This is a genomic window from Kineosphaera limosa NBRC 100340 (assembly GCF_000298215.1).
Classification (GTDB): Bacteria; Actinomycetota; Actinomycetes; order Actinomycetales; family Dermatophilaceae; genus Kineosphaera; species Kineosphaera limosa.
Map to the genome: position 1 here is coordinate 11,582 of NZ_BAHD01000057.1, position 22,116 is coordinate 33,697.

A 22,116-nucleotide genomic window follows, 5' to 3' on the forward strand; every position below is an offset into this window, starting at 1 on the left:
GGCTCTTGCACCACGTCAGGCGTTCGTGCACAATCATGTTACTGGCCGGTAACAAAGGGGTATTCGTGAGCCACTACAAAAGCAACGTCCGCGATCTGGAGTTCAACCTCTTCGAGGTACTGCGGCGCGACGAATTTCTCGGAGAGGGCCCGTTCGCAGACGTCGATGCGGACGTGGCGCGAGAGATTCTGCGGGAGGTCGCCCGACTGGCCGAGAACGAACTCGGCCAGAGCCTGCTGGACTCCGACCGCAATCCGCCGGTCTTCGACCCCAGCACCAACACGGTGACCCTGCCGGAATCGTTCAAGCAGTCGTACAAGGCGTACATCGACGCCGGGTGGGGCATGCTCAACGTGCACGGCGAGCTCGGCGGCACGGTGATCCCGCCGTCGCTGCGCTGGTCGGTGGCCGAGTTGATCCTCGGGGCCAACCCCGCCCTCTACATGTACACGGCCGGTTTCGGCTTCGCCACGATCCTCTACGAACTCGGCACTCCCGAGCAGAAGCAGATCGCCCGGCACATGATCGAGCGGCAGTGGGGCTCGACGATGGTGCTCACCGAGCCCGACGCCGGGTCGGATGTCGGCGCCGGACGCGCTAAGGCGGTACAGCAGGCGGACGGCACCTGGCACATCACCGGCGTCAAGCGGTTCATCACCTCCGCCGAACACGACATGAGCGAGAACATCGTGCACCTCGTGCTGGCCCGCCCGGAGGGGGCGAGCGGCGGCACGAAGGGACTCTCGCTGTTCTGCGTGCCGAAGTTCCACGTCGACCTCGAGACCGGCGACCCGGGCGAGCGCAACGGCGTCTTTGTGACAAATGTCGAGCACAAGATGGGCCTGAAGGTCTCGACGACCTGCGAGCTGCGCTTCGGCGAGAAGGAGCCCGCCGTCGGCACCCTCGTCGGCGATGTGCACGAGGGCATCGCACAGATGTTCCGGGTCATCGAGTACGCGCGCATGATGGTCGGCACGAAGGCCATCGCCACCCTCTCCTCCGGCTACCTCAACGCGCTGCAGTACGCCAAGGAACGTGTGCAGGGTGCGGACATGACCCAGATGGCCGACAAGGCCGCACCGCGCGTCACCATCACCCAGCACCCCGACGTGCGCCGCTCGCTCATGCTGCAGAAGGCCTACGCGGAGGGGCTGCGGGCCCTGGTGCTCTACACCGCTTCCCTGCAGGACGTCGTCGCGCGGCACGAGCTGTCGACCAGCGAGGTGCACGCCGAGCCGGGTTCGGGTGCCGAGGCCGGTTCGGAGGTCGACCTCGCGATGCGCGTCAACGACCTGCTGCTGCCGATCGTCAAGGGCGTCGGCTCGGAGCGGGCGTGGGTGCTGCTGGGCACCGAGTCGCTGCAGACCCTCGGCGGGTCCGGCTTCCTGCAGGACTACCCGATCGAGCAGTACGTGCGCGACGCCAAGATCGACACGCTGTACGAGGGCACGACCGCGATCCAGGGCATGGACTTCTTCTTCCGCAAGATCATCCGCGACAAGGGCGTGGCCCTCGGGCACGTCGCCGCGCAGATCCAGGGCTTCGTCACCGACGGGCCAGCGGCGCTGGGCACCGAGCGCAAGTTGCTCGGCCGCGCCGGCGAAGACGTGCAGGCGATCCTGGGCTACATGGTCGGCGAGCTGATGAAGTCGGACCCGCGCACCGGGGAGGACAACGACCCGCGCAACCTGTACAAGATCGGGCAGAACACCACCCGGCTGCTGATGGCCGCCGGTGACGTGATGGTCGGCTGGCTGCTGCTGCGGCAGGCGGAGATCGCCCTGCAAGCTCTGGAGCGCGAGAACCTATCCGACGCTGACCAGGCCTTCTACACGGGCAAGGTCGCCGCCGCCCGCTTCTTCGCCCGCACCGTGCTGCCGCTGCTGGCCGGCGAGCGCGACATCGCCACCCACACCGACAACGCCCTCATGGACCTGCCCGAGGCCGCCTTCTAGCCCGGGCGGGCCACCCCTGTCCGACCCGCCGCCCACCCCTGTCCGACCCCGCCGCCCGCCCCTGTCCGTCCCCCGCCGCCCGGCCCCTGTCCGTCCCCCGCCGCCCGGCCCCTGTCCGTCCCCCGCCGCCCGGCCCCCCACTCGACGGTTGCGCCTACTGCCGACGGTCGCTGTTGCGACCGCAACCCTCGGCAGGGAGCGCGCCCGTCGACCCGGGGGCTGGGACCCCGGGGGCTGGGCCGGACGGGGCGCCCCACCCCACCCGCCGACCGTCGCGCCTACTGCCGACGGGTGCCGTTGCGACCGCAACCCTCGGCAGGAAGGGCGACCGTCGACCTGGGGGGCTGGGCTGGGGGCTGGGCTGGCGGCTGGGCTGGGCTTTCCGCCAAAGCAAAGGAGCCGGCGCCCCCCGAGGGCGCCGGCTTCCTGTGCTCATCCTGCCGCCTGCACCGCCCGGCCGGGGAGAGTCTGTCCACATGGCAGGACAGAACTTGTCGACATGCGGTCGTGTTGTCGACAAGGACTAGGAGCGCAGGCGGGCGCGCAGCCTCGCGGCGACCGTCTGGGGGTCCTCGGCCTGCGTGAGCACCCGGACGACGACCGCCCGGGTGGCGCCGGCGTCGACGACCTGCCCCAGCGTCTCCTCGTCGATGCCGCCGATGGCGAACCACGGTTTGGCCTGCGGTTCTTGGGCCGGGGACGCTTGGGCTGCGGCACGGACCAGGTCGAGACCGACGCCGGGGCGCCCGGGTTTGGTGGGCGTGGCCCAGACCGGGCCGGTACAGAAGTAGTCGACATCGTCGTCGGCGAGCGCGACGGCCAGCTGCTGTGGGTCGTGGGTGGAGCGCCCCACAAGCGCCTGGGGCACCAACTGTCGACACTGAGCCGGGGTGAGGTCGCCCTGGCCGACATGCAGCACGTCGGCTCCCGACAGGATCGCTACGTCGGCGCGATCGTTGGCGCTGAACAGCGCGTTGGCCTCGGCGGCTCGGCGCGCCAGCACCCCCAACAGTTCGAGCTCGCGGGCGGCCTCCAGGGTCTTGTCGCGCAGCTGGATGATGTCGACGCCCCCGGCGAAACACGCGGCGACGAACGCGTCGAAGTCACCGCGCGCCTCCCGGGCGTCGGTGCACAGGTAGAGGTGGGCGCCCTGGAGTCGGGCCCGCAGGTCGGCGCTCTGGATGGCAGTGGGTGCGGCGGCGGGCGCGTCGATCGGCATACGCCCCACCGTAGGGGGCCCGCGCGGCGGCGCGAGTGGCGCCGCGAGGCCGGCGGTCGCGGGTTGGTCGCGGGTGGCCGTGGGCGGCCCGCGCTGCCGCCCTCGGCGGCCCGGGATACGGTGGGGAAAATCCGCGGGAGCCACAGCGCGCGGGGCACCGGGCCACCGGGCCGCCGCGCAGGGTGGCTGAGAGGGCGCCCGCAGGCGCCGACCGCTCGAACCTGTCTGGGTCATGCCGGCGAAGGGAGGGTGCATGCGCGTCGTCGTCGTCGGAGCGGGCATCGTCGGGCTGGCCATCGGGTGGCGCCTGTCGACGCAGGGCATGCGGGTGGTGCTCGTCGATCCCGCGCCGGCCACCGGGGCCACCCACGCGGCGGCGGGGATGCTCGCTCCGGTCGCCGAGACGTACTACCGCGAGGAGGCGTTGGGCCGGCTCTGCCTGGCGTCGGCCGCACGCTATCCGGAGTTCGTCGCGCAGGTCGGGCAGGCGCTGGGTCGGTCGGAGGCCGACGTTGGCTATCTGCCGACGCGCACCCTCATCGTCGGCGCCGACTCCGCGGATCGCGGCTCGCTGAGCGACCTGCACGAGCTGTCGACGTCGTTGGGGTTGGCATCGCAGCGCATCACCACCCGCGAGGCGCGGCGTCTCGAACCGCTGCTGGGACCGGGGCTGAGCTGCGCATTTCTGGCCCAGGGCGATCATCAAGTCGATCCGCGGGTGCTGGCCGCGGCGCTGTTGGAGGGGCTGGCTGCGCGTCACGCGAAGTTCGTGCCGGGTCTCGTGACCGCGGTGACGCACGAGGGTGACGACGCCTCCGCGGTCACCGGGGTGCTGCTGGCCGACGGGAGCCGGATCGGCGCCGATGCGGTGGTTCTCGCCAACGCGGTGGGCGCCCGCGACATTGCGGGTCTGGGCTTTGAGCCGGCGGTCCGGCCCGTGTACGGCGACGTGCTGCGCCTCGATGCCCCGGCGTCCCTGCGCGGCCTCATCGGCGGCACGATCCGGGCGTTGGTCGCCGGCCGACCCGCCTACCTGGTGCCCCGTGCGGATGGAACGCTGGTGCTGGGGGCCACGAGCCGCGAGGACGGCAACCCGAGCGTCAGCGTCGGCGGCGTGCACGAGTTGCTGCGCGACGCCATCCGGTTGCTGCCGGCCCTGGCCGAGTTCACGCTGCTGGAGTCGGTGGCCCGGGCTCGTCCCGGCACGCCGGACAACGCGCCGCTGCTGGGGCGGTTGCCGGCGCTCGGCCTCATCGCCGCGACGGGCACCTTCCGCAACGGCGTATTGCTCGCGCCGATCATCGCCGACACCGTGGCCCACCTGGTGGGGACCGCCGACCGGCCCGTCGGCTGTGACCTTGCCGCCTTCGCGCCCGACCGGTTCGCGCAGGCCGACCCTGACCTCGCCGCCGCTGCTGCACCCGCCGACGCCACCGCTGCGCCCGCTGCGGACAGCGGGGCAGCCACGGCCACCGCTACTACGACAAAGGAGCCCGTGTGAGCACCGACGTCACGATCACTGTCAACGACGAGCGGCGCACGCTGCCGCCGGGGTCGACGTGCCGCCAACTCGTCGAGCAGCTGACGGGCCGGGAGGTAGATCCGCTCGGGCGCCCCAGGGAGGGCGCCGGCCTCGGCATCGCACTGGCGGTCGACGGGGCGCTGGTGCCGCGGGCCGAATGGAACGACACACTGTTGCGTGCAGATCAGCGCGTCGAGGTCGTCACCGCCGTGCAGGGAGGGTGAGCGTGAGCGAACAGGTGGGCGTGAGCGTGGGCGAGCAGCTGACGGGAGAGCTGACGGAGCCGTTGGTCATCGACGGAGTGGCGATGTGCTCGCGACTCATCCTGGGCACCGGCGGCATCCCGAGCCTGGACGCGTTGGGCGCGGCGCTCGACGCCTCCGGCACCGAGCTGACGACCGTGGCGATGCGTCGCTACTCCCCCGGCGAGGCGGGCTCGCTGTTCGAGCTGCTGAGCGACCGCGGCATCCGCATCCTGCCGAACACGGCCGGCTGCTTCACCGCGCGCGAGGCGCTGCTGACCGCCGAGCTGGCGCGCGAGGCGTTGGAGACCGACTGGATCAAGCTCGAGGTGATCGCCGACGAGACGACGCTGCTCCCCGACGCCCCGGAGTTGTTGGAGGCGGCCGAGCAGCTCGTCACGAAGGGCTTCAAGGTGTTCGCCTACACCAACGACGACCCGGTCACGGCGCTGCGCCTCGAGGAGCTGGGGTGCGTGGCGGTGATGCCGCTGGGGGCGCCGATCGGCACCGGACTGGGCATTCTCAATCCGCACAACATCGAGCTGATCGTCGCCCGGGCGGGTGTGCCGATCGTGCTCGACGCGGGGATCGGCACGGCCTCGGATGCCGCGTTGGCGATGGAGTTGGGGTGTGACGCGGTGCTGCTGGCGACGGCGGTGACCCGCGCGCACGATCCAGCGCGGATGGGCGCGGCGTTTCGGCATGCGGTGGCGGCCGGGTATCTGGCGCGCCGCGCCGGGCGGATCCCGCAGCGTCGCCACGCCTTGGCGTCCTCGCCGATGGAGGGGCGGCCCGACCTATGAGCACCCCGCTCCCTCCGCTAGTCGAGCCCGGGCCGCCGCTGACGCCGACGCAAAGCCGCCGATATGCGCGCCACGCGATCCTGCCGAGCATCGGCATCGAGGGTCAGCGCCGGCTGCTGGCGGCGAAAGTGCTGGTCATCGGGGCCGGCGGGCTCGGCTCCCCCGCGCTGCTCTACCTGGCTGCGGCGGGGGTGGGGACCATCGGGGTCATCGACGACGACGTGGTGGACGAGTCGAACCTGCACCGCCAGGTCGTGCACGGCGTCGCGGATGTCGGGCGGTTGAAGGTGGAGTCGGCGCGGGACGCGATCGCGCGGATCGACCCGGCCATCACGGTGATCCCGCACGCGCAGCGGCTGACGGTCGAGAACGCTCTGGAGATCATCGGCGGCTACGACCTGGTGCTCGACGGCGCGGACAACTTCGCGACCCGCTACCTGGTGGCCGACGCGTGCGAGATCTCCGGGACGCCGTGCGTGTGGGGTTCGATCCTGCGGTTCGACGGGCAGGTCAGCGTGTTCTGGCCCGGCCGCGGCGCGGTGTACCGCGACCTGTTCCCCGATCCGCCCGATCCGGCGTTGGTGCCGTCGTGCGCGGAGGCCGGGGTGTTCGGCGTGCTGTGCGCGGCGATCGGCGCGGCGATGGGCACGGAGGCGGTCAAGCTCATCACGGGCGTCGGCCGAACCCTCGTCGGCCGGCTGCTGATCTACGACGCCCTCGAGGCGACCTGGCGGGAGCTGGCGATCCGCCCCGACCCGTCGCGGACGCCGATGACCGCACTTGAGGCGGTCGGTGCGTACTGCGCTGCTCCCGCCGCGCAGCCGGCGGAAGCGAGCGGTCGACCGGCTGGCTCCGAGATCGACGTGGAGACGTTCGACGCCCTGCTGGCCGCCCGATCCCGCGGCGAGACCGACTTCGACCTCGTCGACGTGCGCGAACAGGTGGAGTGGGACCTGGGCCATATCGACGGCGCCCGCCTCATCCCCAAGGACCAGATCCTCTCCGGTGCGGTCAAACTCCCCACCGATCGCCCTCTGCTCTTGCACTGCGCCGCCGGCGGCCGCTCCGGCCAGGTGCTCGACCACCTCGTGGCCCAAGGCCACGCCGACGTCCGCCACCTACTCGGCGGCTACACCGCCTGGGAGCGCGCTCACCGGGACGAGTGACACAGCTCGCGGCGCTACAGGACACAGCCCAGCGCGTCGGCACACAGCCCAGCGCAACAGGACACATCTGGGGCGGACGGAACACACCTGACCAGGCGTGTCCCGTCGGGTCAGGCTGTGTCCCGTTGCGACCAGGCGTGTCCCGTCCAGACCCGTGCGCCACGACTGCTCTTGGCCGCCACGTGTTCGATCTGCCGCAAGCCACGTGTTCGATCTGCCGCTGGGTGCGCGTTCGATCAGCCGCTGCTCTGTCATCAGTTTTGGCGCCCTGCCGCGCGGCCTCTGGGACCAGCTGGCCTGGTGCAACGTAGGCTCGATGGTGCGCTTGCGGTGCGCTGACCTGCCGCTCGCCACCCCCTGAGACCCGCGAGGAGTTCTGTGCCGCACAGTCCGATGTTGGTGACCTTCGCGCTCGTTCAGCCGATGATCCTGCTCGTGGCCTGGCTGATGGGCCTGGGCGCCCAGCGGCTGTTGCGCTCCCGCGTGCGGCTGTCGGTGTCGACGACGACCGTGGCCTCGGTGCTCGGCATGTGCCTCGGCTTCTTCGTCGCCGGCTGGTTCGTGCCGGGGCTGAACCTGTGGAGCCCGATCGCCCTGCTCATCGCGTTCGCCACCGACGTCGTGGTGCTGGGCCTGGTGTCCGCGCTGGTGCTGCGGCTGGCGCCGCCCCCGGCTCGGCCCTCGATCCGCGCACAGGCGGCGGCGGGTGAGAGCGATCGGCTCGAGCTGAAGTCGTCCGCGCGGGTCAACCTGCGCACCGGTCAGCGCGACGAGCGGATGGAGCTCATCGTCGCCAAGACCGTCGCCGCGTTCGGCAACAGCGACGGGGGCACTCTGCTGCTCGGAGTCGACGACGAGGGCACCTTGCTCGGCCTGGCTCCAGACTTCGCGACGCTCAAGCAGCCCGACCCCGACCGGTTCGAGCTGTGGCTGCGCGACCTGCTGCAGTCCCGCCTCGGCACGAACGCCGCCGGGCTGCCCATCGCAGACTTCGAAGAACTCGACGACGGCAGCCACGTCTGTCGGCTGCTGTGCCCACCATCACCGCGACCCATCTACCTGCGCCCCGGCAAAGGCCAAGCCGTGGTCCCCGAACTGTGGGTACGCGTCGGCAACTCCAGCCGCATGCTCGGCGTCGACGACGCCGTGGAGTACATCGCGCATCGCTGGCCGATCCCGGTGGTGGCCGCCGCGCGCGCCCAAGCCCGCGACCAGGCCCGCCGGTTCCGCGCCGGACCGCCACCCACGCGCTGAACCGCGAACCGAGCCCCCTCAGCGGCGTTTGGTGGCGGTGACGAAGAGGCGCCAGCCGAAGAACGTGAACGCGGCCGCGGCCAGGGAGGCCAGCAGCAGGTTGCCTCGGTTGAACTGGTCGACGCCGAACACCGCGGCGAGCACCATCATGACGATCGCGCCCGCCCAGAAGTCGCGCCCTGCCTCGAAGACCGAGCGGCGCGGCCGACGTTGCCGGTCACGCATGGCTCGACCTGGCCCGCGTGCTCATGGCCGGCAGACGCCGTCTTCGCGGGCCGCGTGGGCCGCCGCGGCCGCCACCGCGGGGGCCACGCGGGGGTCGAAGACCGACGGCACGATGTAGTCGGGCCGCACCGCATCGCCGACGACCTCCGCGATGGCCACCGCCGCCGCCGACTTCATCGACTCCGTGATCTTGCGCGCCCGGGCGTCGAACGCCCCCCGGAACATGCCCGGGAACGCCAGCACGTTGTTGATCTGGTTCGGGAAGTCGCTGCGACCCGTCGCAATGACCGCGGCGATGTCCGCGATGAGCTCGGGGCGGATCTCCGGGTTCGGGTTCGCCATCGCGAACACGATCGGGTCCGTGGCCATCGACTTCACGTCGTCGACCGTCAGCAGGTCGGGTCCGGCCAAGCCGATGAACGCGTCCGCGCCCGCGATGACGTCGGTGATGGTGCCCGCCAACCGGTCCGGGTTGGTGTTACCCGCGAACCACTGCTTACTGGCGTTGAGGTCTTCTCGGCCGGTGTGCACCGCGCCCCGACGATCGACCCCGACGATATTGCGGACCCCGGCGGCCATGAGCATCTTGCTCACCGCGACCCCGGCCGCCCCGACGCCGGCCACGACGACCTTGAGGTCTTCGTGCTTCTTGTCCACCAGCCGTAGCGCGTTGTGCAGGGCGGCGACCGTGACGATCGCCGTGCCGTGCTGGTCGTCGTGAAACACCGGAATGTCCAGCGCCGCCACCAGCCGGTCCTCGATGTCGAACGCCCCTGGCGCCGCGATGTCCTCCAGGTTGATGCCGCCGAAGGTCGGCGCCAACGCCGTGACGATCGCCACGATCTCGTCGGGGTCCTTGGTGTCCACGCAGATCGGGAACGCATCGACGCCCCCGAAGTGCTTGAACAGCATCGCCTTGCCCTCCATCACGGGCATCGCCGCCTCGGGCCCGATGTCGCCCAGGCCGAGCACCGCCGTGCCGTCGGAGACGATCGCCACCGTGTTCTTGCGGATCGTGTACTCGTAGCTGACGTCGGTGTCCCGCGCAATCTCCATGCAGACCCGTGCGACCCCAGGCGTGTACGCCATCGCCAGGTCGTCCTGATCGTTCAACGGCGACGACGGCACCACCTCGATCTTGCCGCCGCGGTGCATGACGTGCGTGCGGTCGTGCCACTCCAGCACCTCGACATCGGGCAGCGCGTCGATGGCCGCCCGCACCTGCTGCTGATGGGTCTCGCTGCCGCAGTAGACGACGATCTCGTCGGTCAGGTGCGAGCCGGTGACGACGAAGCCCTCCAGCCCGACGATGTTGGCGCCGACATCCCCGATCGCCACGGCCAGACGACCCAGCGTGCCCGGACGGTTCACCATCCGAACGCGCACGCGAACGGAGTAGGCAGGGGTGGGCGTAGGCGTCATCGACATACCCGCAGGCTACGCGGCGCCGGGGCGTCGGCTGCGCGCGGCTCCCCGGGTTCAGGCCGCTTCGGCGTGCAGCGGGAACGCCGCTGCACGATGCGCGAGGACCCCCGTCGGCGTCGCGATCGCCAGCCCGTCGAGACGGATGCCGTGCCCCTCGCAGACGTCCCGCAGCACCGATGCCGTCTGGTGATCGTTGCCGATCGGCGCCGCGCGGCCCCGCCGCGCCAGCACGGCCACGAGATCACGAATGCCCAGATCGGCCAGGTGGCCCAGGAGGGTCTGCAGGCAGCGCCGCTGCTCCGCAGCCGTGGCGTCGAAATCCCACTGGTCGATGGCGACCGACTGGATCAGCTGCACGCGCGCATCGCACAGCAGCAGGTAGAGGCAGCCGGCGTAGCGGCTCGCGTCGGAGGCGAAGAGGTCGACGGCGTCGGCGAAGATGTCGGGATCGGTCAGGGGACGGTCCGCCCAACCGCTGGGCAAGTGCTCGAAAGTCATGCCTGACACTGTGGCCGCAAACCCGTGGGACGCGTCGGCGAGCATCCACAGCCCTGTCCGATTCGCTCGCGGGCGGGCCGGGCCTGTGGATGAGGGTCCGGCGTCGGCCGGGGCGAGGCCGACCAGGCCGGTTACGGCACCGGCGTCAGCGCGGAGTGTTCCCGGGCTATCCGGGTGCAGACGAGGTCGACGATGCGGGAGTCGGCGGCGAGGGTGTCGCCGGCGGCCTCGATCCCGAGTTCGGCGGCTCGGCGCAGCCCGGCGTCCAGCAGCAACCCCGGAGCGAGGAACCAGGGCACCACCCCGGGATTTCGCGCGCCCCGCAGACCCACGGCAGCCACCGCCGCCTCGACATCGGGACCACGGGTGACGAACGCCGCCACCACTGGCACCTCGAGGGCGAACCCGAGCCGCTCGGCGACCTGCGCCGCCTCCGCGTTGGCGCTCTCGTGCGACGAGCCGGTGCCGAGCAGGATGATCGAGTCGTGCCCGGCCGCTCGCAGCGCCTGGGCGCGCGCCGCCACCGCCGCGTCGAGCAGCGGGTGCGGGCCCAGCACCGGACTGATCCGCGCGTGCAGGTCGACCCGGTCCGCCAACGCCGCGCCGACCCGGCCCGGCAGGTCCTCACGGGCGTGGAAGGCCGTCGCCAGCAGCAGCGGCACGACGATCACCTCGCCGGTCAGCTGCGCCAGCACGTCCTCCAGCAGCGGCTGCGACAGCTCCAAGAAGGCCAGCTCGACCCGCGGGGCGGGCTCGTCGCGCAGGCACGCCTCGGCGGTCACGGAGACGGCGACGCGGTCACGTAGGTCGCGCAGGGCCGCCGCCGACCGGGGGTCGCGGCTGCCGTGCCCGACGAGCAGCACGCTCAGGGACTCAGCCACTCGTCGTCCTCCACATCGTCGGGCAGGACGCCGAATGCCGGCGGGCCGGCCATCCCGGCGGCCAAAGTCCCCCCGGTGTTGGGGTCGATGAGGATGAAGGCACCGGTCTCGCGCAGCCGCACGTAGTCGTCGACCGCGACCGGCTCGGCCAGCTGCACGGTGACGCGGGCGATGTCGTTGAGCTCGATCGGGCGGCCGTGGGAGACCCACGCGGACTCATCCAGATCCCAGTGCGCCCCGACCTCCCGCACGATGGCGCGGACCGTCGAGGTGCCGACCCGGGCCAACACCCGGGCGCCGACGACGCCGTGACCCTGCGCCAACCAGCACACCGTGCCCTCGATCTCGCGGACCTCCTGCGGCAGCGCCTTGGCGTGGCTGAGCACCTGCCCGCGGCCCACGTCGAGCTCGTCGGCCAGCAGCACGGTGACCGACTCGCCCGCGACCGCCCGATCGACCGGCCCCCACGGGGTGTCGATGCCGGTGACCGTCGAACGCAGCCCGCCGGGGGTCACGACGATCTCGTCGCCGACAGCGATGGTGCCGTCGGCCACACGCCCGGCCAGGCCGCGGTAGTCGGGATGCTCGGGGGTGCGCGGGCGGATGACGAGCTGCACCGGCAGGCGCAGCGGGCGCTCGTCGGCGTTCTCCGTGAGGTTCTCCAGCAGTTCCAGCAGCGGCGGGTGCGCGCTCCAGGCCGGGCCGGGCTGGACGACACCCTCGCCGGTCAGCGCCGACACCGCGGCGATCCGAAGGTCGCGCAGCCCCAGGCTCTCGCCCACCTGCGCGACGTCGGCGGCGACGGCGGCGAAGCGCGCCTCGTCCCAACCGATCGCGTCCATCTTGTTGACCGCGACGATGACGTGCGGCACCCGCAGCAGCGCCATGACCGCCAAGTGCCGACGGGTCTGCACGCTGACGCCATTGCGGACGTCGACGAGCACGAGGGCAGCCTGCGCGGTCGAGGCCCCGGTCACGGTGTTGCGCGTGTACTGCGTGTGCCCGGGGGTGTCGGCCAGCACGAAGCTGCGCCGAGGCGTCGAGAAGTAGCGGTAGGCCACGTCGATCGTGATGCCCTGCTCGCGCTCGGCCCGCAGACCGTCGGTGAGCAGCGCGAGGTCGACCTCGTCGCTGCCGCGGCGGCGACTCGCGTCCTCAATGGCCTCGTACTGGTCGGCCAGGATCGACTTGGTGTCGTACAGCAGCCGCCCGACGAGGGTCGACTTGCCGTCGTCGACGGACCCGGCCACCACGAGCCGCAGCTCGCGGCGGTTGGCCGCGGCATCGTCGACGCCGACCGGACCAGCCGTGCTCACAGTGGGGGTCAGCGACATCAGAAGTAGCCCTCTCGCTTGCGGTCTTCCATGGCGGCCTCGGAGAGGCGATCGTCAGCTCGAGTCGCGCCGCGCTCGGTGAGGCGGCTCACCGAGATCTCGGCGATGACCTCGTCCAGCGTCGTGGCGGTGGAGTCGACGGCGCCGGTGCAGGAGCCGTCGCCGACCGTGCGGTAGCGCACCGTGCGGGTCTGGAGCGTCTCGTCGTCGCGCGGGCCGAACCACGGGCCGGGGGTCAGCCACATGCCGTCGCGGCGGAACACCTCGCGCTGGTGCGCGTAGTAGATGCTCGGCAGCTCCACATTGTCCTGGGCGATGTAGCGCCAGACGTCCAGCTCGGTCCAGTTGCTCAGCGGGAACACGCGGGTGTGCTCGCCGGGGGCATGCCGACCGTTGTACAGCGTCCACAGCTCGGGGCGCTGGCTGCGCGGGTCCCAGCCGCCGAAGGCGTCGCGGATCGAGAAGACCCGCTCCTTGGCGCGCGCCCGGTCCTCGTCGCGGCGGGCGCCGCCGAGTAACGCGTCGAACTTGTACTGCGTGATTGTGTCAAGCAGCGGGATGGTCTGCAGCGGGTTGCGAGTGCCATCGGGGCGCTCGACGAGTCGCCCGTCCGCGATCCACTCCTCCACCGCAGCGACGACGAGATTGTGTCCACCCTCTGCCACAACGCGGTCGCGGTACTCGATGACCTCGGCCAGGTTGTGGCCGGTGTCGACGTGCACGAGGGTGATCGGCAGCGGCGCCGGCGCCAGCGCCTTGCGGGCCAGGTGCAGCAGCACGGCGGAGTCCTTGCCGCCGCTGAACAGCAGCGCGGGGCGGTCGAACTCGGCGACGACCTCGCGGATGATCTGGATGGCTTCGGCCTCCAGCATGCGCAGCGACAGCTCGAGCGTCGGCTCGGCGCTCTCGCCGGGCGCCACGGTTTCGGCCGCCTCGGTGGCGGCGCTGGTGGGCTCGGTCGTCGCGCGCTCGGCCGCGCGGGCGGTCAGCGTCACAGCAGTCCCCTTTCGGACAACATCTGGTACACGGTCTCGACGTCGGCACCCAGGTCGGAGCCGGTGGTGTCGAGCCGCAGGTCGGGCTCGGCGGGTGCCTCGTACGGGTCGTCGACCCCCGTCAGGCTCGAGATCTGGCCCGCGGCGTGCTTGGCGTACAGGCCCTTGACGTCGCGGCGGGCGCACTCGTCGACCGGGGTAGCGACGTGCACCTCCAGGTAGGCGGTGCCGTCGGCCGCGTGACCGGCGCGCACGGCCGCGCGCGTCTGCTCGTACGGCGCGATGACCGGCACGAGCGCGACGACGCCGTTGCGGGCGAGCAGCCGGGCCAGGTAGCCGACCCGGCCGACGTGGGCGTCGCGGTCGGCGCGGCTGAACCCCAGTCCCGGAGAGAGCGCCTCGCGCAGTTCATCGCCGTCGAGCACCTCGACGGCCCGGCCCTCCTCGCGCAGCCGGTCGGCCAGCGCGTAGGAGATCGTCGACTTGCCGGCCCCGGAGAGACCGGTGAGCCACACGGTGACGCCTGGCCCCGCCGGCCGCGCCGCCTGCACCTGGGCGTCGGCGATCGCGGCGATCGTCAGCGCGTCGGCGCCCCCGACCCCGCTCATCGGTGGATCCCGCATTCGATCTTGGCGGTGCCGGCCCAGCGGCCCGCGCGGGCGTCTTCGCCGGGCAGCACCTTGCGGGTGCAAGGGGCGCAGCCGATCGACGGATAGCCCTGGGCCACCAGCGGATTGACGATGACGTCGTGCTCGGCGACGTACGCCGCGACATCCGCGTCGCTCCAGCCGGCCAGGGGCGCGATCTTGACCCGCTGGCGGCGGGCGTCGAACGCGATCTGCCGGGTGCCGGCGCGAGTGACCGCCTCGGCGCGGCGCAGACCCGTGGCCCACGCCTCGTAGTTCTCCATCGCCTCGTCCAGCGGAGTCTCCTTGCGCAGCAAGCAGCACAGGTCGGGGTTGCTGGCGAACAGGTCGGCGCCGTACGCCTCGTCCTGCTCCGCCGGTGTCTGCTCGGCGCGCAGGTCGATGACGTTGACGGCGTACCGCTCGCGGACGGCGTCGCGCGTGGCCAGAGTTTCGGCGAAGTGGTATCCGGTCTCCAGAAAGAGCACGTCGGTGCCGGGAGCGACCCGGGCGACCAGGTGCGCGAGCACGGTGTCCTGCATCGAGGCGGTCAGCGCCCAGGTCGGCCCGAAGGTGGCGGCGGCCCAGGCGATGACGTCGGCGGCGTCGGCATCCCGACCGGGGCCGTTCTTGGTCGGGTTGACGATGCCCAGTTCGGCGATCCCCGCGGCGGCGATCTCCTCCAGCTCCGCGGCGGAGCGCAGGGGTGATCGCCCTGTGATCTGTGCAGTCATGGTGTCTCCTGGTGGGTGGAGCCTCGTCGCGGCGAGGGTGGCCGCCGGAGTCGGCGAACCGCGGCCTCGGCCGGCGAACGTCGCTCAGACCAGTTGGTCCTCGGGGGCGCGCTGCGCCCACTGTGCGAACCGTTCGCCCGGCTCGTGACCGTCGGCGTAATGACGCACGACGCGCTCCACGTATTCCGGCAGTTGCTCGGCGGTCACCTTGTGTCCGCGCAGCTTGCGACCGAAACCGGCGTCCAGCCCGAGGCCGCCGCCCAGGTGCACCTGGAAGCCCTCGACCTGGTTGCCCTCGTCGTCGACGACGATCTGCCCCTTGAGGCCGATGTCGGCGGTCTGAATGCGCGCGCAGCTGTTCGGGCAACCGTTGATGCCGACGCTGACCGGGTGCTCGAGGTCGAGCTCACCCAGGCGCGACTCCAGCACCCCGACGAGGGTGGCGGCGCGGGCCTTGGTCTCGACGATCGCCAGCTTGCAGTACTCCAGCCCGGTGCAGGCCAGGGTGCCGCGGCGCCAGGTGGAGGCGCGGGCCCGCGGGCCGTGCGGCTCGATGGCCTCGATGAGCCCCTCGACCTTCTCGGGGGCGACGTCGAGCACGAGCAGCTTCTGCAGCGGCGTCAGCGTCACGCGATCGGAGCCGGCGGCGCGCGCGGCCTGCGCGATGGCGGTCAGAATCGTGCCGCTGACCCGCCCCGCGATCGGGGAGAACCCGACGATCTTGAGGCCGTCGGCCTGGTCGTGCACGCCGACGTAGTCCGGCGGCCGGGCGGGCGCCTGGGCGGCCGGACCGTCGATGAGCTTGCGCTGCAGGTACTCGGTCTCCAGGATCTCCCGCACCTTCAGCGCGCCGAGGTCTTGCACGAGGTACTTCAGGCGGGCCTTGTTGCGCAGCCGGCGGTAGCCGTAGTCGCGGAACAGCTGGGTGACGCCGTGCCAGACCTCCGGCACCTCCGCCTCCGGAACCCACGCCCCGAGGCGCACGGCCAGGTGGGCGCTGGTCGACAGGCCGCCGCCGACGAGCAGGTCGAAGCCGGGCCCGTGTTCGGGGTGGACCACCCCGACGAAGCTGATGTCGTTGATCTCGGGCACGGCGTCCCAGTGCCAGCTGACGCTCGACTTGAACTTGCGCGGCAGGTTCGACAGCGTCGGGTCGCCGATGAAGCGCTCCTTGATCTTCGCGATCGCGGGGCGGGGGTCGATGACCTCGCCGGCGATGACCCCGGCGACGGGGCTGCCGAGGATGACGCGGGGGCAGTCGCCGCACGCCTCGGTGGTGTCGAGCCCGACGGCCTCGAGGCGCTCCCAGATGGCCGGCACGTCTTCGACGCGCACCCAGTGGAACTGGATGTTCTGCCGGTCGGTGATGTCGGCGGAGTCGCGGCAGTACGTGGTGGAGATGTCGGCGATGGCCTCGAGCTGAGCCAGGCTCAGCGAGCCGCCGTCGACGCGCACGCGCATCATGAAGTGGATGTCGTCGAGCTCGTGCGGCTCGAGCTGGGCCGTGCGGCCGCCGTCGATGCCGGGCTTGCGTTGCGTGTACAGGCCCATCCAACGGAAGCGGCCGCGCAGGTCGTCGCTGGTGATGGAGTCGAAGCCCTCGACGGAGTACTTCTCGATGATGCGGGCGCGGACGTTAAGCGGGTTGTCCTCGGCCTTGAACTCCTCGTTGTGGTTCAGCGGGTCGGTCTGACCCAGTGCCCACTGGCCCTCGGGGCGGGCGGCCCGACGACCCTTCCCGGCGGCGCCGGAGCGCGCAGCCGGCGCAGCTCCCGGCGTCACATAATCCTCAGTTGTGATGGCCATGACGTGAGCTTATACAGCCGGAAAATCAGCGCCGGTTGGTGTCCATCCTTCGGAAGGGCGCTGGTCAACGACGCTGCGCGCACGATAAAGACCGCGCGGAACAGGGATCAGCGGCTGGGCGGCAAATGGGTCGCGAGTTCGTCACGCAGTCTGCGTGATTGACGGAAGTCGCCGCCGGAGAGGACCGCCAGCTGAACGGCCCCCCGCCGGGCCGTCGCGGGGGTCACCGCCAGGCCTGCGGAGCCGTCGTCGGCGCGGACGCAGAAGACGCGGGCCGCCTCGGCCTCGGCGACAACCCGCGTGTTGACGCTCGGGGAGTCGGTGGCGGCCAGGGCGTACCAGGCGCCCTCGAGGTCACCGGCGGCGTAGTCGCGGGCCAGCCAGGCGACGTGCTGGGCCCGGGCAAGCGCCTCGATGCTCGGCTCGACACGCGGCGAGACGACGACCAGGTCGGCGCCGGATTCCAGGAGGGGTGGGATGCGGCGGGCGGCGACCCGGCCACCGCCGACGACAACGACGCGCCGGCCCGTCAGGTGCAACCCGGCGAGGTAGGCGGGCGGGCGATCAGCAGTGGAGGCAGAAACCTCAGCGGCCATGGACCGATGCTGTCACACCGACCTCGTGCCCCTCGGGAGCGCGGGAGCGCGGGCGCGGTCGCGCTCAGGGGCGGCCGTAGGGGTCCTGCGGGTCGCGGTACTCGGTGGTGCGCTCGACGACATCGGCGCCGCGGCGGCGCTGGTTGGCCAGCACGAACGACAGGATGATCGTGGCCACCCCGGCGGCCATGCAGATGTAGCCGACCATGACGAGGTCGATACCCGAGAGGCGGTCCTGAACCGCGAAACTCAGCACGGCGCCGAGTGCGACGAGGAAGACCCCCAGTCCGATCGACATGACACCTCCATCGGTGGACAAGTACAAGGCACAGACGCTTCCCTATCGGCAGAGCCAACCGAGCTAACAGGCGAAACTCCCGCCAACTTCTCGAATCTCCTTGGCAGCGGCGGCTACTCGTCGGGCGCGGGACACCCGGGGCATACGAGCAGGGGTATCGCACGTTGCCCCTGCATGAGCAGTTCGACCACCGGCCCCCGCCGCGTCCCCCTCTCCATCCTCGACCTGGCGCCCGTCTCCGAAGGCGCCGACGCCGCGCAGGCTTTGCGCGACTCCACCGAACTGGCCCGCCTGGCCGACGACCTCGGTTACGCGCGCTTCTGGATGGCCGAGCACCACGGCAGCCGCACGTTCGCGAGCTCCGCGACCTCGGTGCTGCTCGCGCACATCGCCGCCGCCACCCGGCGCATCCGCGTCGGCTCGGGCGGCGTCATGCTGCCCAACCACGCGCCGCTCATGGTCGCCGAGCACTACGGCACCCTCGCCACGCTCTACGGGCCGCGCATCGACCTGGGCCTGGGCCGCGCGCCGGGCACCGACCCCACGACCGCCGCCGCGTTGCGGCGCAGCACCGGGCAGCTGGACTCCTTCGCCCAGGACGTCGCCGACCTGGCCACGTGGTTCGGCCCCCGCGAGGAGGCGCCCGGACTGCGCGTGCGCGCCCTGCCCGGAGAGGGCACGCGGGTGCCGCTGTGGATGCTCGGCTCGTCGCTCGGCGGGGCGAGCGTCGCCGCCGCGCTCGGGCTGCCGTTCGCGTTCGCCAGCCACTTCGCTCCCGACCAGCTGACGCAGGCCCTGGCCTACTACCGCGAGAACTTCGACGCCTCGGCGCCGACCGCGCAGGTCGACCGGCCCTACGTCATGGCCGGCATCAACGTGCTGGCCGCTCCGACTACTCGGGAGGCCGAGGTGCTCCGGACGTCGTCGATCGTCATGGCCGCCCAGATCCGCTCCGGCAACGCGGGCCCCATCGTGCCACCCGACGAGGCGGTGCTGGAGAACCTCGACCCGCGCATCGGCCAGCTCGTCGAGAGCCTGCAGCAGGTGCGGGCGGTCGGCACCCCCGACGAGGTGGTCGCAGGCATCGACGCGTTCGTCGCCCAGCACGACCTCGATGAGGTCATCACGACGACGTACACGTGGGACCCGGCGCTGCGGCGCCGCTCCTACGAGCTGCTCGCCCAGGCTTACGGTCCGTTGCCGCAGCCGACCGCAACCGTGCCGACCGAGGCAGTCGCCTAACCCGGCCCGACCTCAGCCGTCCCGATCTCAGACGGCAACGAGTGAGGGCAGGTGCTGGGTGAAGGTGTCGCGGGCGCGCTGCCAGATGTCGCCGTTGGGCAGCGTCGCCAGCACGGGCCGCAGCTGCTGGGAGTAGGCGAGCGTCGCCTCCAGCGGCAGTAGCGTCGCGATGTTCTCGATGGCGATGAGCCGCAGCGACCGGCTGCCGCCGCGCAACTCCAGCGTCGGCGACGCCCAGGTCGTGCGCTCGTGGTAGATCGGCAGCATGTTGCGGTCGCTGGACGGCGCGCACGTGACGTCGGCGATGACGGAGGTGCGCCGGTCCGGGCGGTCGAGGTCGGTCTCGGTGAGGAAGGGCACGACCGGGCCGCGCTGCTTGACGGCGTTGATGACGATGTCGTGATCGAGCAGTTCGCCCTTGTCGACGACGCGGGTCTCCTCGCGGTCCCACCGAGTCGGCTCGATGCCGGCGACCCGCAGCGCGTCGCAGGCGCCGGCTCCGGAGTTGCCCAGCGCGCCGAGCACGAGGCCGCTGGGGCGGTACCAGTCCCCGCGCTGCCGCAGCAACTCATCGAGCGCGTCCTTGCTCATGGGGGTCAACGAGCGAGGCAGCTCTTGGCGGTAGGCGAGCACGGCGAGCGCGGCGGCGACATAACCCGCCCAATAGCTGAAGGCGGCGACCCGATGCCCGGTGTCGTCCACGAGGTGCTCGAGGTCGTAGAGCACACCGCCGCCCTCCGTGAACCGGCGCAGCAACTGGTCGGCGCCCTTCTGGCCGGCGAAGGCACTGCCGAAGTACACGTGGTCGCGCAGGGGCGTGTCGCCCGCAGGCAGTTCTTTGAGGCCGAGGACCAGGGCCTCGGGCGGCGCGTCGGGCCAGCTGTCCGCCGGGGCGACGAGGCAACCCACGGCCTCGTACTCACCGATCGGGAACACGCGACTGGACGACTCCTCGACGACGATGCGAAAACCCTCGCGGATCAGTTCGGCCGCGTCGGCGGGGCTCAGCGGTGCGCGCCCCTCACCGGTCGATTCGTGGCGGATCCACAGGGTGGGCTTGCCGGTCACGGGTCTCCTCAAACGGGTATGCGGTGACGGTCCCCCGGGGGAGACACGCAGTTTCTGGAAAGGATGACACGCACCGCGGACTCCTGAACACCCCCTGTCCGAACCTTGAGGCAGGAGAAGGAACTCCGAGCGATGCACACAGTTCTTTGTGTATAGATGCACAAGGAGCCGCCGGGTCGGCGTCGCCGGTCACCGCAGGGCGCCGCTACTCGCCGCGCCGGCGGTAGTACTCCCCCAGCCGCGCGAGTTCGGCGTTGTAGGCGGCCAACTCGGCGTCGTCGTCGCGGTCGGCCTGTCGGTCGCGACGCCGCGCCTCCTGCTCGTCACTGCGCATCCACACCACCGCCACCGAGATCGCCAACAACAGCATCGGAATCTCGCCGAAGCCCCACGTCAGCGCACCCCCCGCGACCTGGTCAGCGAGGAGGTCGACGTGCCAGGGCAGGTCGAGGGCGGTGAAGTAGTCGGCCGCCAACGGCCGGGCGGTGCTCAGCAGCGCCACCCCGAAGAACGCGTGAAAGCTCATCGTGACGAACAACAGCACCAGCCGCAGCGACGGCGGCCAGCGCCGCGGCCCCGGGTCGGCACCGACCAGGCACCAGCAGAAGACATACCCGGCGAGCAAGAAGTGCACGGTCATGACGATCATGCCGACGTGGGTCCGCAGCGCCAGCTCGAACAGCGACGTGAAGTAGAAGAGGTAGAGCGAGCCGGCGAAGTTGATGCTCGCGACCACCGGGTTGGCCCAGAACGTCATCCAGCGGGAGTGCGCGGTGGCCAGGAGCAGCTCGCGTGGGCCGAGGGTCTTGTCGCGGCGGGCCGGCAGCGCCCGGGCCGCCAGGGTCAGCGGCGCGGCCAGCACCAGCAGCACCGGCACGAGCATCGCGATCGACATGTGCATGAGCATGTGCGCCGAGAACATGAGTCGGCCGTAGACGCCCGGGGCGCCGTTGGTGGCCCACAGGAAGATCAGCCAGCCGAGCACCCAGCACGTGGTGCGCAGCGGCGACCAGGCGTCTCCGCGACGGTGCAGGCGCACCACCGCCGCGACGTACAACCCGATCGCCAGCAGCCCGACGGCCAGCATGAGCGGGTCGATGCGCACGGTCGTCAGCCACGCCCAACCCTGCGGCGGCGCGGCCGGTGCCGGGTAGCCGGTGAGGGCGACCGTGGCGTCGGCCGCGATCTGGGAGGGCAGCGGCGGCGCCGATCGCGACAGCGCCACCCCGAGGCCGACCGCAGCGCCCATGAGGCCGAGTTCGACGATGGCCAGGGCGGCGAAGGCGCCCCTGGTGCCTTCGGACGTACCGCCCGCTGCGCGCAGGCGGGCGACGATGCCGGACCGCATCCGCCAACCGGCCAAGGCCAAGAGCACCAGCAAGGCCACCTTGGCCAGCACGAGCATCCCGTAGCGGCTGGTGAGGCCGTCGAGGGAGCCGACGCGGACCGCGGCGTTGACGACCCCGGAGAGGGCGACCGCGACGAAGCACCAGAGGAAGATCGTCGAGCAGCGAGCGACGGTGATCGCCAGGGCGTCGCCCAGGCGGGACCACAGCAGCAGGATGGCGGCCAGGGTGCCGACCCAGGTCAGCGAGCCGATCAGGTGCACCGCGAGGGAGTTGACGGCCGTGTCGTGGGCGGCCGCACCGGCGGCGTGCCCGACGAGGGCGAGGATGGCCAGCGCGACGAGCGTGATGGCGGCCAGCCACGTCGAGCCGCCGCGGGTGCGCACGGTGGCGGCGCCGAGCGTGACGACGGCGGCGAGCACGGCGTCGATCAGCAACACCCGGAAGTACTCGATGGCCCACACCTGGCTCAGCTGGCCCAGGTAAGCGGGGTCACCGAGGGCGATGCCGGAGATATTCGAGACCGAGAGCAGCAACCCGATCGTGGCGGTCAGGGTCCACACCGAGCCGGTGACCACGGCGATGCGGCGGGCGGTGCCGCGGCGGTCGGTGGAGGCGCGTTCGGGCACGATCGTGCCTGCCACCAGCAGCAACCCGAGGGTGCCTGCGGCGGCCAGATCGTGCACGGCCCGGGTCAACGGGATGCCCCAACGGACCAGCGGCCCGCCGTCCTCGAAACCCACGAGCCCCGCGAAAGCCCCGGTGAACGAGCCGGCGAGGATCACGACGAGCACCGCGACCGCGACAGGGACCCCCACCGCCGGCGTGGACACCCAGGATCGACTCGGACTCGCCATGTCGGTCAGCCTAGATAGTGTGGC

General features: G+C 71.6%; 21 protein-coding genes. 7 read left to right on the forward strand and 14 right to left on the reverse strand.

Going from position 1 to position 22,116, the window contains the following annotated elements; translation table 11 throughout:
- Positions 1-65 precede the first annotated feature (65 nt).
- Positions 66-1,955: an acyl-CoA dehydrogenase gene (locus KILIM_RS15425; protein ID WP_006593652.1), complete on the forward strand. Its 1,890-nt coding sequence runs from the start codon at positions 66-68 to the stop codon at positions 1,953-1,955.
- Between the two features lie 523 nt (positions 1,956-2,478).
- Here the strand turns inward: KILIM_RS15425 and thiE are convergent.
- On the reverse strand, positions 2,479-3,174 hold the full coding sequence (gene thiE / locus KILIM_RS15430; RefSeq protein ID WP_006593653.1) for a thiamine phosphate synthase: 696 nt from the start codon (positions 3,172-3,174) through the stop codon (positions 2,479-2,481).
- Between the two features lie 253 nt (positions 3,175-3,427).
- On the opposite strand from thiE, the gene thiO reads away from it, so the two are divergent.
- From thiO to KILIM_RS15455, 5 genes are all read left to right on the forward strand, one after another.
- Positions 3,428-4,675, forward strand: coding sequence for a glycine oxidase ThiO (thiO, locus tag KILIM_RS15435; RefSeq protein ID WP_006593654.1), 1,248 nt, complete (start codon positions 3,428-3,430; stop codon positions 4,673-4,675).
- Positions 4,672-4,920: a sulfur carrier protein ThiS gene (gene thiS / locus KILIM_RS15440; protein WP_006593655.1), complete on the forward strand. Its 249-nt coding sequence runs from the start codon at positions 4,672-4,674 to the stop codon at positions 4,918-4,920. The genes thiO and thiS overlap by 4 nt, the downstream gene beginning before the upstream one ends.
- Positions 4,921-5,003: 83 nt before the next feature.
- Positions 5,004-5,741, forward strand: coding sequence for a thiazole synthase (locus tag KILIM_RS15445; RefSeq protein ID WP_169330769.1), 738 nt, complete (start codon positions 5,004-5,006; stop codon positions 5,739-5,741).
- The gene (gene moeB / locus KILIM_RS15450; RefSeq protein WP_006593657.1) at positions 5,738-6,907 is read left to right on the forward strand and encodes a molybdopterin-synthase adenylyltransferase MoeB; all 1,170 of its coding nucleotides are present in this window, start codon (positions 5,738-5,740) and stop codon (positions 6,905-6,907) included. The genes KILIM_RS15445 and moeB overlap by 4 nt, the downstream gene beginning before the upstream one ends.
- A 378-nt stretch (positions 6,908-7,285) precedes the next feature.
- Positions 7,286-8,161, forward strand: coding sequence for an AlbA family DNA-binding domain-containing protein (locus tag KILIM_RS15455; protein WP_006593658.1), 876 nt, complete (start codon positions 7,286-7,288; stop codon positions 8,159-8,161).
- A gap of 18 nt (positions 8,162-8,179) precedes the next feature.
- Here KILIM_RS15455 and KILIM_RS15460 read toward each other — a convergent pair whose 3' ends face one another.
- From KILIM_RS15460 to KILIM_RS15510, 11 genes are all read right to left on the reverse strand, one after another.
- Positions 8,180-8,386, reverse strand: coding sequence for a hypothetical protein (locus tag KILIM_RS15460; RefSeq protein WP_006593659.1), 207 nt, complete (start codon positions 8,384-8,386; stop codon positions 8,180-8,182).
- Between the two features lie 21 nt (positions 8,387-8,407).
- Complete coding sequence (locus tag KILIM_RS15465; protein ID WP_006593660.1) at positions 8,408-9,808, reverse strand: NAD-dependent malic enzyme; 1,401 nt, start codon at positions 9,806-9,808, stop codon at positions 8,408-8,410.
- Positions 9,809-9,865: 57 nt separating this feature from the next.
- Positions 9,866-10,309 carry a hypothetical protein gene (locus tag KILIM_RS15470; protein WP_157551752.1) on the reverse strand — a complete coding sequence of 148 codons (444 nt, stop codon included), beginning with the start codon at positions 10,307-10,309 and terminating at the stop codon, positions 9,866-9,868.
- 131 nt (positions 10,310-10,440) lie between these two features.
- A complete protein-coding gene (locus tag KILIM_RS15475; RefSeq protein WP_006593662.1) occupies positions 10,441-11,190 on the reverse strand; it encodes a sirohydrochlorin chelatase in 750 nt (249 codons plus the stop codon).
- The gene (locus tag KILIM_RS15480; protein WP_006593663.1) at positions 11,175-12,524 is read right to left on the reverse strand and encodes a sulfate adenylyltransferase subunit 1; all 1,350 of its coding nucleotides are present in this window, start codon (positions 12,522-12,524) and stop codon (positions 11,175-11,177) included. The genes KILIM_RS15475 and KILIM_RS15480 overlap by 16 nt, the downstream gene beginning before the upstream one ends.
- Positions 12,524-13,519: a sulfate adenylyltransferase subunit CysD gene (cysD, locus tag KILIM_RS15485; RefSeq protein WP_006593664.1), complete on the reverse strand. Its 996-nt coding sequence runs from the start codon at positions 13,517-13,519 to the stop codon at positions 12,524-12,526. The genes KILIM_RS15480 and cysD overlap by 1 nt, the downstream gene beginning before the upstream one ends.
- Positions 13,516-14,127 (reverse strand): adenylyl-sulfate kinase, encoded by a 612-nt coding sequence (gene cysC, locus KILIM_RS15490; RefSeq protein ID WP_006593665.1) that lies wholly within the window; start codon positions 14,125-14,127, stop codon positions 13,516-13,518. Before cysC ends, cysD begins: the two co-directional genes overlap by 4 nt.
- Positions 14,124-14,879 (reverse strand): phosphoadenylyl-sulfate reductase, encoded by a 756-nt coding sequence (locus KILIM_RS15495; protein WP_006593666.1) that lies wholly within the window; start codon positions 14,877-14,879, stop codon positions 14,124-14,126. Before KILIM_RS15495 ends, cysC begins: the two co-directional genes overlap by 4 nt.
- 84 nt (positions 14,880-14,963) lie before the next feature.
- Positions 14,964-16,685: a nitrite/sulfite reductase gene (locus tag KILIM_RS15500; protein ID WP_006593667.1), complete on the reverse strand. Its 1,722-nt coding sequence runs from the start codon at positions 16,683-16,685 to the stop codon at positions 14,964-14,966.
- Positions 16,686-16,792: 107 nt separating this feature from the next.
- Positions 16,793-17,281, reverse strand: coding sequence for a precorrin-2 dehydrogenase/sirohydrochlorin ferrochelatase family protein (locus tag KILIM_RS15505; protein ID WP_006593668.1), 489 nt, complete (start codon positions 17,279-17,281; stop codon positions 16,793-16,795).
- 64 nt (positions 17,282-17,345) lie between these two features.
- The gene (locus tag KILIM_RS15510) at positions 17,346-17,579 is read right to left on the reverse strand and encodes a DUF6458 family protein (protein ID WP_006593669.1); all 234 of its coding nucleotides are present in this window, start codon (positions 17,577-17,579) and stop codon (positions 17,346-17,348) included.
- A 174-nt stretch (positions 17,580-17,753) separates the two neighbouring features.
- On the opposite strand from KILIM_RS15510, the gene KILIM_RS15515 reads away from it, so the two are divergent.
- Complete coding sequence (locus tag KILIM_RS15515) at positions 17,754-18,821, forward strand: LLM class flavin-dependent oxidoreductase (RefSeq protein WP_006593670.1); 1,068 nt, start codon at positions 17,754-17,756, stop codon at positions 18,819-18,821.
- A 27-nt stretch (positions 18,822-18,848) separates the two neighbouring features.
- Here KILIM_RS15515 and KILIM_RS15520 read toward each other — a convergent pair whose 3' ends face one another.
- Both KILIM_RS15520 and KILIM_RS15525 read right to left on the reverse strand, forming a co-directional pair.
- Positions 18,849-19,889: a Rossmann-fold NAD(P)-binding domain-containing protein gene (locus KILIM_RS15520; protein ID WP_006593671.1), complete on the reverse strand. Its 1,041-nt coding sequence runs from the start codon at positions 19,887-19,889 to the stop codon at positions 18,849-18,851.
- A gap of 205 nt (positions 19,890-20,094) precedes the next feature.
- Positions 20,095-22,092 (reverse strand): bifunctional copper resistance protein CopD/cytochrome c oxidase assembly protein, encoded by a 1,998-nt coding sequence (locus KILIM_RS15525; protein WP_169330768.1) that lies wholly within the window; start codon positions 22,090-22,092, stop codon positions 20,095-20,097.
- Positions 22,093-22,116: the final 24 nt, after the last annotated feature.